Annotated in this window: 16 protein-coding genes; 13 read left to right on the top strand and 3 right to left on the bottom strand. The window is 45.0% G+C overall.

Going from position 1 to position 15473, the window contains the following annotated elements; genetic code table 11:
- The first annotated feature begins 17 nt into the window (after window positions 1-17).
- Window positions 18-1001, top strand: coding sequence for an NAD-dependent epimerase/dehydratase family protein (locus UFB30_RS13140; protein ID WP_322422150.1), 984 nt, complete (start codon window positions 18-20; stop codon window positions 999-1001).
- A 190-nt stretch (window positions 1002-1191) separates the two neighbouring features.
- On the opposite strand, the gene cls is transcribed toward UFB30_RS13140, so the two are convergent.
- Entirely contained in the window at window positions 1192-2661 is a 1470-nt protein-coding gene (gene cls, locus UFB30_RS13135) for a cardiolipin synthase (protein WP_322422149.1), read from the bottom strand.
- A gap of 273 nt (window positions 2662-2934) precedes the next feature.
- Here cls and UFB30_RS13130 point away from each other — a divergent pair, with 273 nt between their 5' ends.
- The 3 genes from UFB30_RS13130 to UFB30_RS13120 are packed head-to-tail and all read left to right on the top strand — an operon-like array spanning window position 2935 to window position 5968.
- Window positions 2935-3258 (top strand): metal-sensitive transcriptional regulator, encoded by a 324-nt coding sequence (locus UFB30_RS13130; RefSeq protein ID WP_322422148.1) that lies wholly within the window; start codon window positions 2935-2937, stop codon window positions 3256-3258.
- A gap of 23 nt (window positions 3259-3281) precedes the next feature.
- On the top strand, window positions 3282-3488 hold the full coding sequence (copZ, locus tag UFB30_RS13125) for a copper chaperone CopZ (protein WP_322422147.1): 207 nt from the start codon (window positions 3282-3284) through the stop codon (window positions 3486-3488).
- Window positions 3489-3547: 59 nt separating this feature from the next.
- Entirely contained in the window at window positions 3548-5968 is a 2421-nt protein-coding gene (locus tag UFB30_RS13120) for a heavy metal translocating P-type ATPase (protein ID WP_322422146.1), read from the top strand.
- 167 nt (window positions 5969-6135) lie between these two features.
- On the opposite strand, the gene UFB30_RS13115 is transcribed toward UFB30_RS13120, so the two are convergent.
- Window positions 6136-6543 (bottom strand): CBS domain-containing protein, encoded by a 408-nt coding sequence (locus UFB30_RS13115; RefSeq protein WP_322422145.1) that lies wholly within the window; start codon window positions 6541-6543, stop codon window positions 6136-6138.
- A gap of 257 nt (window positions 6544-6800) precedes the next feature.
- On the opposite strand from UFB30_RS13115, the gene UFB30_RS13110 reads away from it, so the two are divergent.
- The gene (locus tag UFB30_RS13110) at window positions 6801-6935 is read left to right on the top strand and encodes an Lmo0850 family protein (RefSeq protein ID WP_248782141.1); all 135 of its coding nucleotides are present in this window, start codon (window positions 6801-6803) and stop codon (window positions 6933-6935) included.
- Between the two features lie 114 nt (window positions 6936-7049).
- Window positions 7050-7958, top strand: a complete 909-nt coding sequence (locus tag UFB30_RS13105) for a diacylglycerol/lipid kinase family protein (protein ID WP_322422144.1) — start codon at window positions 7050-7052, stop codon at window positions 7956-7958.
- Between the two features lie 41 nt (window positions 7959-7999).
- Here the strand turns inward: UFB30_RS13105 and UFB30_RS13100 are convergent, their stop codons facing one another.
- Window positions 8000-9181 (bottom strand): FtsW/RodA/SpoVE family cell cycle protein, encoded by a 1182-nt coding sequence (locus UFB30_RS13100; protein WP_322422143.1) that lies wholly within the window; start codon window positions 9179-9181, stop codon window positions 8000-8002.
- Window positions 9182-9413: 232 nt separating this feature from the next.
- On the opposite strand from UFB30_RS13100, the gene UFB30_RS13095 reads away from it, so the two are divergent.
- The 7 genes from UFB30_RS13095 (at window position 9414) to UFB30_RS13065 (ending at window position 15442) form a co-directional block, all read left to right on the top strand.
- A complete protein-coding gene (locus tag UFB30_RS13095) occupies window positions 9414-10169 on the top strand; it encodes a hypothetical protein (RefSeq protein WP_322422142.1) in 756 nt (251 codons plus the stop codon).
- Between the two features lie 129 nt (window positions 10170-10298).
- The gene (locus UFB30_RS13090; protein ID WP_322422141.1) at window positions 10299-11558 is read left to right on the top strand and encodes an ABC transporter substrate-binding protein; all 1260 of its coding nucleotides are present in this window, start codon (window positions 10299-10301) and stop codon (window positions 11556-11558) included.
- On the top strand, window positions 11539-12402 hold the full coding sequence (locus tag UFB30_RS13085; protein ID WP_322422140.1) for an ABC transporter permease: 864 nt from the start codon (window positions 11539-11541) through the stop codon (window positions 12400-12402). The genes UFB30_RS13090 and UFB30_RS13085 overlap by 20 nt, the downstream gene beginning before the upstream one ends.
- Window positions 12403-12411: 9 nt before the next feature.
- The gene (locus UFB30_RS13080; protein WP_322422139.1) at window positions 12412-13203 is read left to right on the top strand and encodes an ABC transporter permease; all 792 of its coding nucleotides are present in this window, start codon (window positions 12412-12414) and stop codon (window positions 13201-13203) included.
- Window positions 13200-14159 (top strand): ABC transporter ATP-binding protein, encoded by a 960-nt coding sequence (locus UFB30_RS13075; protein WP_322422138.1) that lies wholly within the window; start codon window positions 13200-13202, stop codon window positions 14157-14159. Before UFB30_RS13080 ends, UFB30_RS13075 begins: the two co-directional genes overlap by 4 nt.
- A gap of 23 nt (window positions 14160-14182) precedes the next feature.
- The gene (locus UFB30_RS13070) at window positions 14183-14848 is read left to right on the top strand and encodes a TVP38/TMEM64 family protein (protein ID WP_322422137.1); all 666 of its coding nucleotides are present in this window, start codon (window positions 14183-14185) and stop codon (window positions 14846-14848) included.
- A 12-nt stretch (window positions 14849-14860) separates the two neighbouring features.
- Window positions 14861-15442, top strand: coding sequence for a CDP-alcohol phosphatidyltransferase family protein (locus UFB30_RS13065; protein ID WP_322422322.1), 582 nt, complete (start codon window positions 14861-14863; stop codon window positions 15440-15442).
- The last annotated feature ends 31 nt before the right edge of the window (window positions 15443-15473 follow it).

The raw sequence follows: 15473 nt of genomic DNA, 5'->3' as shown, positions 1-15473 counted from the left end.
AAGGAGAGTATAACAATATGAAACTATTAATATTAGGCGGAACAAAATTTCTTGGCAGACACATTGCAGAGAGCGCAGTCAATAAAGGACATGAGGTAACGTTATTTAACCGCGGACAGACAAATACATCATTGTTCCCGGATGCTGAAAAGCTGACTGGAGACAGGAATGGGGATCTGTCTGCTCTTAAAAATGGTACATGGGATGCTGTTATTGATGTCTCAGGCTATACACCTTCCCAGGTCAGAAAAACGGCAGAATTGTTAAGAGGCAGGGTAAATCATTACACGCTGATCTCAACCATCTCTGTCTATGAAGATTATACGAACGGTCCGGCAGTGGAAGGAGTCACGAAGCTTGCCGAACTGAAAGAAGACACAGAAGAAGTCAACGGTGCAACATATGGTCCGTTAAAGCAGCAGTGTGAAGAAGTCGTAAAAGAACAGTATGGAGACCGGTCACTGATTATCAGACCAGGTCTAATCGTGGGACCGCATGATCCGACAGACCGCTTTACTTATTGGGTATGGCGGGCTCAAAAGGGCGGGGAAGCACTGGCTCCTGGGAAGCCTGAGCGGAAAGTTCAGTGGATTGATGTCAGGGACTTAAGTGAATGGACAATTCAGATGATAGAAAACAAAAAATCCGGAACATTTAATGCTGCCGGTGGTGATCCGCTTCCGACAATGGAAAAATATCTTGAAACTGCAAAAAAGGTCGCCAATTCTGATGTGAGGTACCAGTGGGTAAGTGATGAAGTACTGACAGAACATGAAGCTGGTCCATTTGTGGAAGTTCCATTCTGGCTGCCTGTTTCTGAGCATCACCCGGATGGTTTTCTCCTTGCAGATGCTTCAAAAGCCATCAGCAAAGGTTTGACATTCAGACCGCTTGAAGAAACGATCAGTGATACACTTCTTTGGCTGAATGAGCGGAAAAACCATGAATGGCAGGCCGGACTCACAGAAGAAAGAGAGCGAAAACTGCTGAATAAAAATTAATTGATTTTTCTGAAAACGTGATATAATGGGATTAACTATTCACGGGGGTGGAAAAAATGAATCGTATTTCTCGTGCTGGATATATCTTCACGGCTTTGCATACGTTATTTTTCCTTAACCTGACTTTCGATTTCATCATGTTTTACTGAAAAAAGAGCTGACTCCTTCAAAGGGAATCAGCTCTTTTGCTTTATAAAATCGGTGACAGCAGTCTTGATATAGACTCCTTAAACTTAATCAGATTCGAGCGCTCCTGATAAAGCTCAGGCGTCAATTCTGTGCAATCCTTCATATCCTCTTCAAAAATCATCGCAAGTGAAGTGGCAGTCTCCTGGTGATACAGGAATGCATTTACTTCAAAGTTCAGACTGAAGCTGCGAAGGTCAATGTTCGCGGTTCCGACTGAAGCTGCTTCATCATCAGTGACAAGCGTTTTTGCATGGATAAAGCCTTTTTCATAAATATAGATCCTGGCGCCCGCTTTCATCAGCTCACCAACGTGAGAGTAGGTAGCCCAATAGACAAACATATGATCAGGCTTATTTGGGATCATAATTCTGACGTCAATTCCGGAAAGCGCAGCAACCTTCAATGCATCAAGCAAGCTCACATCCGGAATAAAATATGGTGTCTGGATATACACGTATTTATCCGCATTATTGATCAGCTTCAGATAACCGGTCTTAATCTGTTCCCAGTCAGAGTCCGGACCGCTTGAGACAATCTGCATCGCGACGTCACCTTTTTGTGGAATCGGTGGGAAGTATACATCAGAATATTCGATATCATAGCGGTGTGATGCCTGATTCCAATCCAGGATAAATCGCGTTTGAAGCGGGTGAAGGGCACTTCCTTCAATTCTTAAGTGTGTATCACGCCAATAACCAAACCGTGCATCAAGGCCAAGGTATTCATCCCCGATATTAAAACCGCCAATATACCCTACGCGCCCATCTATAATAGAGATTTTACGGTGGTTACGGTAGTTCAACCGTGGGTTAATAACAGGTACCTTAGAAGGGAAGAATGCTTCTACCTCACCCCCTGCAGCACGCAACTCTCGGAAGTAACGCTTCGTCAGACCACGTGACCCCATATCATCATAGAGCACCCTGACTTTCACACCCTGCTTCGCTTTTTTAACAAGCAGTTTGTAAAGCTCGCGTCCGAGATTATCACGTCTCAGAATATACGTCTGGATATGAATATGATCCTTTGCGTCTTCAATATCTTCAAAAAGCACCTTAAATTTTTCCCTGCCATCTACTAAAATGTCAACCTGATTATCCTGGGTCAGAACAGCCGCATTATTCACCAGCTGCATATAAATCAGGTCCTTCATCTTTTCAGTTTCCTCTGATTTAAAATGGAATTTCCGTTCGTGTATTGCATCAATCTGATAACGGATCAGCTGTTCAATACCAACACGCTTTCTGCCTTCCCAGTTGAACAGATGTTTTTTCCTGAGACTTCGTCCAAACAGCAGGTATAAAGCGAACCCTGCGATGGGGATAAAGAACAGAACCATCAGCCATGCCCAGGTCGCACTGGCATCTTTTCTTTCCAGGAAGATCAGAATCCCGGCAAAAATAAAGTTCAATACAAATACAAATCCTACAAATATGGAGATCCAATCAAAGGAATTTAAGTCCATATTCATCCCCTGCCTATCTGATAAATTCTTCTTTCCTACATTATACGCATAATAAGTGATAATCTCTAATAACGAATGAATAGAATAAAAGTTTCATCATGCCGATTCACAATATTTACAATTATTTGAATGATATCTGCGTTAAAGTATTGAAATGTCATACATGATAGGATACTTTTGTTATAGAAGAAAAAGAGCATTCAGACTTTTTATGTTGAATACCTTATAGGGGTATGTTAATATAAGAAATATAGAATGCAGTGCAGGGAGGGAATGTGTTTGGAAGCGACTGAACTGAATGAGCATACACATTGCGGCAATGAGCGTAAAAGTCACCACTCAGAGGATATGAAGAAAAACCTTCAGACCCGTTTGAACAGGATTGAAGGTCAGGTTCGCGGAATTAAAGGAATGATTGAAAAAGATACGTATTGTGATGATGTGATTACCCAGATCGCAGCAACTCAGTCTGCACTGAACAGCGTATCAAAACTGCTTCTTGAAGGACACATGAAAAGCTGCATCGTGGACCGTATTCAGGAGGGCGACCTCGAGGTTGTCGATGAACTGCTTGTTACAATGAAAAGATTAATGAAAAAATAAACCATTTACAGGAGGAATACAGTATGTCTCAAGTAACATTGAATGTAGAAGGAATGTCATGTCAGCATTGCGTAAAGGCAGTTGAATCTAACGTTGGCGAAATGAGCGGGGTAGATTCAGTAAAAGTTCACCTTGATCAGGGAACAGTAGACGTAAATTATCAGGAGTCATCTGTGACTGTTGACCAGATTAAAGATGTTATCGAAGATCAGGGCTACGACGTAAAATAAATAAAAATGCGCAGTCACTCTGCGCATTTTCTTAAGAAAATTATATACCCCATATAGGTATGAGAGGAGGGTGTACTGTGGCAGAGAAAGAATTAAACATTACAGGCATGACCTGCGCAGCATGCTCAACAAGAGTAGAAAAAGGATTAAACAGAATGGAAGGAATGGAAAAAGCAAACGTCAACCTTGCTTTAGAACGTGCGACCGTTTCCTATGATCCTGAAAAACTGACGCTGAATGACATCCAGGATAAAGTTTCAAGTCTTGGCTACGGTGTATCAGTCAAAAAAGAGGAATTCGATATTACAGGCATGACCTGTGCAGCCTGCTCGGCACGTGTTGAAAAAGGTCTGAACCGTCTTGAAGGGGTAAAGAGCGCAACCGTGAACCTTGCGCTCGAACAGGCAACCGTTGAATATACTGAAGGTGTTCTGTCAGCAGAAGATATTATCGCAAGAGTAGAGAAAATCGGATACGGTGCCACACGTAAAGAAGACCGTGCACCGGAAGAGGATCACCGCCAGACAGAGATTAAGCGTCAGCAAAAACGGTTCCTATTCTCCCTGATTTTTGCAGTGCCGCTGCTGTGGACGATGGTCGGACACTTCTCATTCACTGAGTGGATGTATGTGCCGGATATTCTGATGAATCCATGGATTCAGATGGCGCTTGCCACACCGGTTCAGTTTATCGTCGGGGGTCCATTTTATACAGGTGCCTATAAAGCGCTGAGAAATGGCAGTGCGAATATGGATGTGCTCGTTGCCCTCGGTACATCAGCAGCTTATTTCTACAGTGTGTACCTTGCTATTCAAAGTCTGTCCATGCCGGGGCATATGATGGGACTCTATTTTGAAACGAGTGCCGTACTGATTACACTGATCGTCCTCGGTAAACTATTTGAAGCAAAAGCGAAAGGCCGCTCATCTGAAGCGATTAAAAAGCTGATGGGACTGCAGGCAAAAACCGCTTTTGTCATCCGTGACGGCGAAGAGGTTGAAATCCCGCTTGAGCAGGTCAAAGCTGGAGATATACTTGCAGTGCGTCCCGGCGAAAAAATTCCGGTAGACGGTGTGATCCGGGAAGGCCAGTCCGCTGTAAATGAATCTATGATTACAGGGGAAAGTGTTCCTGTTGATAAAACAGCAGGTGATTCTGTCATCGGTTCAACAATCAACCAGCAGGGGTTTTTGAAAGTGGAGGCTGTAAAGGTAGGAAAAGACACTGCCCTTGCACAGATTATCCGTGTTGTTGAGCAGGCGCAGGGCTCCAAAGCACCAATCCAGCGCCAGGCAGACCGGATCTCAGGAATTTTTGTTCCGATCGTTGTAGGGATCGCGATCATTACCTTTATCGTATGGATCACACTCGTTTCACCTGGTGAAGTGGCACCGGCTCTTGAAGCCACGATCTCAGTTCTGGTTATCGCATGTCCCTGTGCGCTTGGCCTTGCGACACCTGTCTCTATCATGGCAGGATCAGGTCGTGCGGCAGAAGCGGGCATTCTGTTTAAAGGTGGCGAACACCTCGAAGCAGCGCAGGGAATCGACACAGTTGTGCTTGATAAAACCGGCACAGTAACAAAGGGTGAGCCTGTCCTAACCGACGTGATTCCTTTAAATGACTGGTCTGAAGAAGAGCTGTTGTCATTTGCAGGCGCAGCTGAAGCGGGATCTGAACATCCTTTGGCAAAGGCAATTGTAACCGGCGTCCGGGAACGAAATATTCCTGTATCAGAGGCAGCTGATTTTGAAGCAGTATCAGGTTTTGGTATTCGTGCAAATGTGGATGAACGAAATGTACTGGCCGGAACCAGAAAACTGATGATGCAGGAGAACATTGAAGTTGCAGCAGTAGAAGAGCAAATGCTGTCGCTTGAGGAAAATGGGCGTACAGCGATGCTGATCGCTGTAGATGGTGAAATCGCCGGCATCGTAGCGGTCGCTGACACGATTAAGGAAACATCAAAAGAAGCAGTCAGCCGCCTGAAGGAAATGGGCCTTGATGTCATTATGATGACAGGTGACAATGAGCGTACAGCACGCGCCATTGCACATGAAGCAGGCATTGACCAGGTCATTTCGGAGGTGCTGCCTGATGAAAAAGCAAATGAGATTAAAAAGCTTCAGGACAAAGGACGTATTGTCGCAATGGTCGGTGACGGCATTAACGACGCACCGGCACTTGCTACGGCAGACACAGGACTTGCAATCGGTACAGGAACGGATGTCGCGATGGAAGCGGCAGATATCACATTAATCCGTGGCGATCTGAACAGCATTGCAGATGCCGTCATGATGAGCCGCAAAACGATGAAAAATATCCGTCAGAATCTGTTCTGGGCGTTCGGCTATAACACACTCGGCATACCAATCGCAGCCGTCGGACTGCTTGCCCCGTGGGTAGCAGGTGCAGCGATGGCATTCAGTTCTGTTTCAGTTGTGCTAAACGCACTGCGTCTCCAGAGAGTAAAGCTTTAAAAATAAGAAAAGCCTTTCAGCTTGAGTTGAGCTGAAAGGCTTTTTTGGTGTCAGTAGGATTGGGGAAAGCTGTGTATTGGGTGTTTGAGTGCAGCGCTATCTCGTTTGAGTGCAGTGCCACCCCGTTTGACTGCCTTCATATCACATCTGACTTCCATACAAATGAATTAAGGCTGTGAAATATCGCTCAGCGTGTCGCCGGCTTTATCATCTGACTGCGGATTCACAGCTAAGTCTCCAAGTGACACAAGTCCGATGACCTGACCGTTTTCGATGACAGGCAGACGGCGCACCTGAGCGGACGCCATCAAATCAGCTGCGTGCTCAGTTGTTGTCTCAGGTGTGACATGAATTAATTCATGTGTCATTACCTGGTCTACTGTCTGGTTTTTATGCTCAGCAACCCCGCGAATGACGATGTCGCGGTCGGTTACCATACCTGCCGGAGTGCCGTTTTCATCAAGCACCGGGAGGACGCCGATATTGTATTGCTTCATCAGGCCGGCTGCAGTCTCAACCGTATCATTCATCCTGCATGTAACAATCTCATCTGTCATGACTTCTCTGATATTCATTTGTTCCACCTCCATATTTTGTACGCCATTATTATTTCACCTAAATGGATGTTTATGCACAAACTCATCCATTCTGAAAAATATGTTGATTTCATTAATTTTTTTGATTTTTAAGGTTAATCTATCTGTTCAGGTGGTATGATAATCGTAATGAAACTTATTTAGTGACGAAAAAAATTTAAATGTACTGAAACCTTACGAAAAGTTCAATCGTATATTTAACCATACAGACTATATTGCGGGAGAGGTGCTCACACATGTCAAGAAACAGGGAAGGCATCAAGGAATTGATGACAAAAATGACTGAAGTAGGCGTAAAGATCACCACTACAAAATCACGTCTTGAAATACTGGAAGCTGTTAAGGAACCCCATCAGGTCTCAGGTACATGATCAGCTGAACGGTAAAAGGTGCTCATTGATAGAGGACCTTTTTTTATTTGAGGATTTTTTGCACAAATTGTGGGAATATACATATTAAATAAGAAAGGCAGGGGAGGTGCAGAAATGTTTCAAAAAGCAATGCTCATCTACAACGGTAATGCAGGGCAGCGGGATGCAGAGAAAATACTGAGTCAGACCGCACCGATCCTGGCTTCAAAAATTCCCAAGCTGTTTTTATATCAGACGCAAAAGCCGGGAGATGCTGAACATTTTTGCCGGCAGCACGGAGAAGAGGTTGAACTGGTCATTGTGATGGGTGGTGACGGGACTGTCCATGAATCAATTAACGGCCTTGCACCACTTGATAAAAGACCGGTTCTTGCCATCCTGCCGGCGGGTACCTGCAACGACTTTGCCAGATCGCTGAATATTCCGTTGAACCTGAAGCAGGCTGCTGAGCTGATTGCATTTAGCGGAATAGAAAAAGAGGTGGATCTTGTTGCGACAGATCGCCGTTATTTCAGCAACTTCTGGGGAACCGGACTGATTGCAAATGCTTCCGAAAGTATAGATGAAACATCTAAAGGCATGTTCGGGCGTTTCAGCTATTATATGAGTGCGCTTAGAACGCTATCTGAACAGGATACATTTCCTTTTAAGCTTGAGCTTGATGACCGGGTCGTTGAAGAAGAGGGTGTCATGCTGCTGTTCATGAATGGGAAATCAATCGGTGCCACGGAGTTTCCGATGGAGTCCATTCAGATGGATGACGGTCTGCTGAATGTGATTGTCGTTAAAGAAGCGGGCTTTACATTATTAAAAGAGATTTTTACCGCAAAAACTTCTGTGGACTGGGAAGAAGATGAAACGACGATTACCCAGTATAAAACCTCCAGATGTAAAGTGGTTCTGGATGAAGAAAAAACGATCGACCTTGACGGGGAGCATTATAAGGGTCAATACGATGAAATCGCAGTGCTCAAAAAGCACATATCAGTGATCGTACCTAAGCCTGAAGGTGCAGAGGAATAACAAAAAACGTGTTAAAAGCACTCAGCTTTTAACACGTTTTTTTAATCGTCATCTTCATTTGAGAACATATACGTACGGTGGTGGAATTTCATTGAGAACAGCAGTCCGAGTGCAAATAGTGTCCCGATCAGTGAACTTCCCCCGTAGCTGATCAGCGGCAGTGGTATACCGGTAATCGGCAGCAGCTGAATCGTCATTCCGATATTCTGGAACACGTGGAATGTAATCATACTGATCACGCCTGCACATACATACACATTGAACTGGCTCTTTGTCTCAAGTGCCACTTTCGTTAAATGATAGATCAACAGGAAGAACAAGCTGACCACTACACTGGCGCCGATAAATCCGTATTCTTCACCGACAACAGCAAAGATAAAGTCAGTATGGTTATCCGGCACATATACCTGGCGATCCTGATAGCCTTTTCCGAAAATTTCCCCTGAACCAATCGCACTCATGGCAGTGGTCAGCTGATAGGCATCTCCTGACGCATAACTGTAAGGATCTAGCCATGAATAAATCCGGCGCAGCTGATAATCTTCAAAGAAACGCTCCATGATGTCCTGTCTGAATAGAACAAGGTAGATCGCAGAAGAAGCGATCACTGCAACTGATGTAAATGTAGGCAGCAGCAGCTTCCACGTAATACCTGATACAAGAATAATCCCCACTGTGATGGCAATGAATACAAGCATCGTACCAAGGTCAGGCTGTTCATTGATCAGTATAAATGGAATTCCTGAAACTAAACCGATTTTCGCGAGCAGCCATAGATCACTTTTTAAATCCCGATTCACAAAAGACTCATTATGACCTGCTACAACTCTTGCCAGCACGATAATCGTAAAGGTCTTCATAAATTCAGAAGGCTGAAGTGTACCAATGACCGGGAAGTTATACCAGCTGTAAGCGCCATTAATATATGGAACCAGGCTCTCCGGCAATACAAGCAGTCCTACTAACAGCACAATCCCGAAACCATATAAAAACCATGCCATTTTCCGGTACTGATCCATATCAAAATACATCATCATACCGATCAGGACGAACCCAACCAGATAAATCATCCCTTGTCTGATTGCAAAGTTCGTACCAATGGCAGCATATTGTCCCGTCGTCTGAGCTGAAGAAATCGCCAGCACACTTGCAATCATGAATAAGATCAGCAGTGATGCAAGTGTCCAGTCTATTCTGTCTGAAAAATGTTTATTTGTATTCAATCTATTCACCTGAATTCTAATTTTTCCTCTTTTAAACAATGCTTTCAGCGTATCAGATTATTCACTGTTTCACAATTCACTAGAAGTCACAACGCATCAAAATGCTTCAATACTTTTGTCACACCTGTCACAATTAATAGACGTATGAGTATCCGGAAAAGTTTCTTTTTCTCCTTTTTCAAACTATTTGATACAATGGAAAAATAAGAGGCTGATGTGAGGGGATGAAGACGTGAAAAACCAGGGCTGGATTTACCTACACCTGAATACTGCTCAGGACTTTGCAATGTCCAGCGGAATTGATATGAAAGACTTTTATCATGCATTATCAGACAGGGTCAATCATCTGCTCCTTTTGAAGCATAAGTTTGAGCAGGCTTCTTTCAATATGCATACCTATCTTGAATATGTGCATGAGCAGGAAGTTCAGGATCTGGTTAAAGAAGACATTCCGGCTTACGGGGAATTCTGCTGGATTGATTTTGAGGATGAAGCAGGCGTTGATGAGATGAGTGCCCAGGAGCTGGCTGAGCTTTTATATATGGGACACATGAAATATCATCTGAACATTCCGTTTTATAAAAAGTTAAACAACCGCTTTGTTTACTTATCGACTGAAGACGGGATGCTGAACCGTACATATTACAAAGACTGGACAGACTTCTTTCTGATGATTGGAAAAGTAATTCCGGAGAGAATGGCGGGACGTAAAAATCCGAAATTACTTCAGTGGAAAAAAGAAAAACAGCTTCCACCTATTTCAAAAGAAGTCGTCATGACCATCTCACATCTGTTAAGAGAAGGTGTGGTCATCTCTTTCCAGCACGGCGTCATAAATAAAGGAAAAGTCGAAGTGCCGGTATGGGTAGCCGGTGATTACGCTAACATGGATGATCTGCAGGAAGATATGCAGAAGAAATATAAGAGAGAGCCGTCAGCCGTGTTTTCCTACGACAGGAAAACAAAGGAATGGTCTGCGGCGATCTGAACACACAGGCACTTGCATCAGGCAAGTGCTTATTTTAATAATAAAAATGATTTGTAAGGCATCTAACAGATCAACTGAGGGTAAAGGAATAAAATATGCCTGCGGGGGATACTTGGATTTATTGTATTGATGGGTAACGATTATACAAAGAACAGGGTGAATATCTATATGAAAAAAAGCACCATTTTTATAGCGGGGCTGCTGCTTGCAGGCTGCAGCGCGCAGGAAACAGAACAGGAAGATTTGAACCTGTCCGAATCCTCATGGGAGGACATCACTGAAACTGCGGCGGGTGAAACAGTCCGTCTTTATATGTGGGGCGGTGACCCCGGAATTAACAGCTATATTGATGATTATGCGATTCTGGCATTGCAGGAGAAGTATGATGTTACGCTTGAGCGCATACCGCTTGATACAAATGAAATCATTCAGAAGCTTGAAACAGAAAAAAGAGCGGATCAGGATGAAGGAACAATTGATCTGATCTGGATGAATGGTGAAAACTTCAAGCGGGCGCAGGAAGGCGATCTACTATTCGGACCATTCGTTGATGAAATCCCTTCTTATCAGGAATTTTATCTGCCTGAAGACTATGAATTTGATTTCGGGACGGCTACTGAAGGATATGAAGCACCGTGGGGGAAGGTTCAATTCGTCTTTAACTATGATACTTCCAAAATAGACAATCCGCCTGCTACGTTGGATGAACTGAAAACATGGATCAGCGAGAACCCGGGGAGATTTACGTATCCGGAAGCGAGTGATTTTACAGGAAATGCATTCATCAGACATGTGATGCTGGGAGAAGCAGTGGAAGCTGATGAGCTCCTTGGTGAGCCGTATGCACCGCTTGAAGAGGGTCAGGCGGCTGCGATGTGGGATTATTTGAATGACATTGAACCTGATCTGTGGAGAGGCGGGGAAACGTATCCGGCTTCACTTGAAGAACTGGATCGTCTTTACAGTCAGGGAGAGGTGTGGATGACGATGGGCTATAACGAAGCTCGTGCAGAATCACTTGTGCGTGACGGTGTGTTCCCTGAGACAACTGAATCTTTTGTGCTTGAAGATCCAGGTTCAATCGGTAATACGCACTTCCTGTCAATTCCTTATAACAGCCCGAACAAAGAAGCCGCAATGGCTGCGATCGACTTTTTCTTAAGCCCTGAAGCTCAGCTTGAAAAGTTACAGCCTGATTATTGGGGAGAAAGCTCGCCGATCGATCTTGGCAGCCTGAGTGATGAGGCGCGTGCAGGCTTTGAAGAGCTTGAGCGCGGGAATACGGTGCTGGATGCAGAGGTGCTTGCGGACGCATACATTTCTGAAATAGATGCGGGGTACGTTGAGTGGATTGAATCGGAGTGGCGTAATGAAGTGGCGGCAGACTAACCGGCTGATCCTCCTGCTGCTTCCGGCTTGCGCTTTTTTGCTGCTTGCAGGAGGAAGTCTGATGCTCGCATTTATGGAGAGCGGCAGAGGAGAAAACGGTTTTACCTGGACTTATTACAGCGCACTTTTTGAGCGCCGTGAACTGATTGACAGTTTGCTGTATAGCATTCTCATCACGCTCAGTTCAACGCTTGTTTCACTCATTGCAGGCTGGCTGATCGTCAGAACCTTTTATCAGCTGATTGATGGAAATGGAAAGTGGATGGTATGGATCCCGATGCTTTTTCCGCATTTTGTCTGGGGATATTTTGTGCTGCTTTTACTTGGACAGAGTGGATTGATTTCAACCTTTTTCGTGCAGGCCGGCCTGCTTGAAGACAGAACATTATTTCCTATACTCGTTCAGGATCAGGCAGGTGTCGGGATTTTTATAACGTATGTTTGGAAGGAAATTCCCTTTGTGATCTTGATGCTGCTGCCTGTGTACCTTCAGCTTCCAAAACAGTACAAAGAAGTAAATGCTGTACTTGGCGGCAGCGGAGCGGACTGGTTTAAAACGATTGAATGGCCGTGGATAAAGCCTGTAATGTTTGAAACTGCGCTGATCATCAGCGCGTTTGTTTTCACTGCATACGAAGTGCCGGGTCTGCTCGGAGTTTCATATCCGCAGATGACACCGGTTCTTGCTTATGAATGGTTTTACAGCGCCTCACAGGATGAACGGGCGATGGCATTTGCATTACTAATGTTTGTTGCGCTGATCTTTGGAACAATCGCACTCGCAGGCTTTGCCCTGATGAATAAAAGAAGAATGCTGCTGTCAAAGAGCAGTCACCGTTATTAGGAGGAGACAATGAAAAAGTATCTTTTTTATATCAGCTGTCTGATCTTTTTTATTTTTCCGGTCCTTTTAATGCTGTTTAAAAGTGTCACAACACCCTGGCGCTCAGGGGTGACTCTTAATTGGACACTCAGAGGATGGGAAGTCGTTTTTCAGGACAGCAGGGTGATTGAGTCTATGTGGATGACACTGCTGATCGCACTTGCTGTAGCACTGATCAATCTGTTAGCAGGCGTACCGATCGCAAAGGCGCTATCCCACCGGTCTTTTCCATTGAAAAATACGCTTGAAGCCATCCTGATGCTCCCATTATTTCTTCCGATTATGGCAGCGGCAATCGGACTTCATATCACGATGATCCGCCTCGGTCTAGCCAACACCTGGCTGGGTGTCACAATTGTCCACCTTGTTCCAACAATCCCTTATAGCATTAAAGTATTAAAGGCAGGATACGACCGGATCCCGCAGGATATGCTGAATCAGGGAAGGATGCTGAAGGCAGGTGCCTGGCACGCATTTCGTACAATTGAACTGCCAATGCTGATTCCGAGTATCCGCAGTTCAATCTTTCTTGCAGTGACAATCAGTGCAGGACAATACGTGCTCACTGCAATCATTGGAGGCGGCAGTGTACTGACAATGCCGATTATTTACTATCCGTTTCTCCAGTCAGCTGACGATACCGTCATGGCTGCATTTTCAATCGCATTTGTACTCATTCCTGCAGCAGCCATCCTCATCGCAGAAGCAGCTGCATCCCTGCTTGCAGGCAGATTTTTTATGAAAAGGAGGAGCGTATTGTGAGTCTCCCCTATTTACAGGTTAACCGCGTTTCAAAGAAGTTTGATACAACTGACATTTTTTCAGATCTCTCATTTTCCCTGCAAAAAGGAGAGATTCTTTCTTTGGCTGGACCATCCGGAACAGGAAAGTCAACGCTTCTCCGCTGCATTGCAGGTCTTGATTTCTTTTCAGATGGAGAGGCTTTGCTTGAAGGCGCTGACCTTTTACATCAGCCGGTCAAAAAGCGTCCGGTCGGCATGGTGTTTCAGCAGGCTTTACTTTTTCCGCATATGACACTGCTTGAAAATGTGGCTTATGGTAAAAAGATTACGGATGGGAAAAAGCATGCCAATGACATGGCGCGCAGCTATTTAAAAGAAGTGGGACTTGAAAAACAGGTCAATCAATATCCGCATGAACTCTCCGGCGGACAGCAGCAGCGGGCAGCACTCGTCCGGGCTATGCTGCTGAAGCCGAAGCTCCTTCTCCTTGATGAACCCTTTTCAAGCCTTGACCCGGGTCTTAGAAAAGAGTTAAGAGAATGGGTCAGAACATTTTTGAAAAAAGAGCAGATGACATCTATTTTTGTGACGCATGATAAGGAAGAAGCCATGCTGCTCGGAGACAGAACGGCAGTCATGGCAGAAGGGCGCATCCAGCAGATCGGATCTCCCGGTGAGCTGTATCACACGCCCCACAATGCACTCGTAGCCTCCCTGTATTCAGATGTGATTGTACTGGATGAGAAGCGGTACTGTCCCGCTGAAAAAGCAGCATGGTCTGCAGAAAAAACTGAGACCGGGGAATGCTTTGCAGCAGAATGGGTAAATGAAACATACAACTTCGGCCGAAGATTCGCACACGTGAAGCTCAGGTCCGGCCGCCGCGTTACAATTCCGGCAGATGATGTTCAGTCACAAAAGGAAGGGTTCGTTGTAATCCCGCGGGATGAAATCCTGTATTTTAAAGAGTTTTAAACGAATCAGAAAGGGGAGAGGGGATGAGAAGAAAAACAATTACAGCGGCAGTAAGCGTATGTCTCATCGCTATCTTCCTGTTCTGGTTCAACAGGACCTATCTGAATGTGTCGCCAACAGATATTCAGCAGTGGATCCAGTCCATCGGCTGGTGGGGACCGCTGCTGTTTATCGTCATATACGCGTTTAGGCCGATTATATTGTTTCCTGCCTCTATCCTCTCGATTGCAGGGGGACTTGCTTTTGGAGCGATTTTCGGGTTTATCTATACAATGATTGGCGCGGTGCTCAGTGCAATCGTCGCTTATCTGATTGCCAGAAGATTTAACCATTCCTTTATCAAGAAAATTCAGGACCCCAGGGTGCAGCTGGTCACCGCTAAAATGGAGGAGAAGGGATTTTTATATGTTCTTCTTTTAAGGCTTGCGCCACTGTTAAACTTCGATCTGGTCAGCTATTCTGCCGGTCTTGCAAATGTAAAGCTCAAAGCCTTTACGCTGGCGACGATTATCGGAATTCTGCCCGGAACATTTGGCTATATCTTTCTGGGATCAAGTCTGGCAGAAGGGGATATGAGGGTTATCCTCCTTGGATTGACATTCTTCGTGGTGGTCATTACCATCCCGATTATATTCAGGAAAAGAATGGCCGTCTGGCTCGGCCTCCAAAAAGAAGATAAAAAGGAGTAGGGGGTGTAGACACTGCTTGATACATATGGAAGAAAGTACGCCGAACCGGCTATCCGTAAAACAGCTGACCGCTTCCTGACATTTGGCTGGACAGCCAATCAGGTCACAATCGGCGCTTTTATCATCGGCTCAGCTTCAGGTCTGATTTATTATCTTGGGTTTCCTGTGATCGCTGTGATCGTATTATGGTTATCCGGGTTTTTAGATGCAGTAGACGGTTCAATGGCACGTGCCACTAAAACTTCACCATTCGGCACAGTCATGGACGTCACCTTTGACCGGATTGTCGAGATCAGCGTCATCCTTGGCGTAGCATTTCTCTATCCGGATATTATGTGGGCTGCATTGCTTTTAATGGCGTCAATTGTGATTTCAATGACGATCTTCCTGACTGTAGGCAGCGTCTCTGAAAATAACGGCGTAAAATCATTCCGCTATCAGGCTGGACTTGCAGAACGGACAGAAGGATTTATCTTCCTGAGCGTCATGATGCTCGCACCGTCCATTGTCTTATGGACAACGCTCGCCTTCTTTGCAGTCGAGCTGTTTACAGCAGGTCAGCGGTTTATGGAAGCGAAGAGACTGCTGGGATAAGTATGATTCAGGGTTTAAAGAACTGCTGCAT

Origin of the sequence: Jeotgalibacillus haloalkalitolerans (genome assembly GCF_034427455.1) — a bacterium.
Classification (GTDB): Bacteria; Bacillota; Bacilli; order Bacillales; family Jeotgalibacillaceae; genus Jeotgalibacillus; species Jeotgalibacillus haloalkalitolerans.
Note: the sequence above shows the minus strand (reverse complement) of the source record. Positions and strands in the feature narration are given on the sequence as shown.

Excerpts from the sequence above, each read along its gene's own strand:
- UFB30_RS13140 (WP_322422150.1), top strand. The coding sequence starts at position 18 with ATGAAACTATTAATATTAGGCGGAACAAAATTTCTTGGCAGACACATT.
- cls (WP_322422149.1), bottom strand. The coding sequence starts at position 2,661 with ATGAATATGGACTTAAATTCCTTTGATTGGATCTCCATATTTGTAGGA.
- copZ (WP_322422147.1), top strand. The coding sequence starts at position 3,282 with ATGTCTCAAGTAACATTGAATGTAGAAGGAATGTCATGTCAGCATTGC.
- UFB30_RS13120 (WP_322422146.1), top strand. The coding sequence starts at position 3,548 with ATGAGAGGAGGGTGTACTGTGGCAGAGAAAGAATTAAACATTACAGGC.
- UFB30_RS13115 (WP_322422145.1), bottom strand. The coding sequence starts at position 6,543 with ATGAATATCAGAGAAGTCATGACAGATGAGATTGTTACATGCAGGATG.
- UFB30_RS13110 (WP_248782141.1), top strand. The coding sequence starts at position 6,801 with ATGTCAAGAAACAGGGAAGGCATCAAGGAATTGATGACAAAAATGACT.
- UFB30_RS13105 (WP_322422144.1), top strand. The coding sequence starts at position 7,050 with ATGTTTCAAAAAGCAATGCTCATCTACAACGGTAATGCAGGGCAGCGG.
- UFB30_RS13090 (WP_322422141.1), top strand. The coding sequence starts at position 10,299 with ATGGGTAACGATTATACAAAGAACAGGGTGAATATCTATATGAAAAAA.
- UFB30_RS13085 (WP_322422140.1), top strand. The coding sequence starts at position 11,539 with ATGAAGTGGCGGCAGACTAACCGGCTGATCCTCCTGCTGCTTCCGGCT.
- UFB30_RS13080 (WP_322422139.1), top strand. The coding sequence starts at position 12,412 with ATGAAAAAGTATCTTTTTTATATCAGCTGTCTGATCTTTTTTATTTTT.
- UFB30_RS13070 (WP_322422137.1), top strand. The coding sequence starts at position 14,183 with ATGAGAAGAAAAACAATTACAGCGGCAGTAAGCGTATGTCTCATCGCT.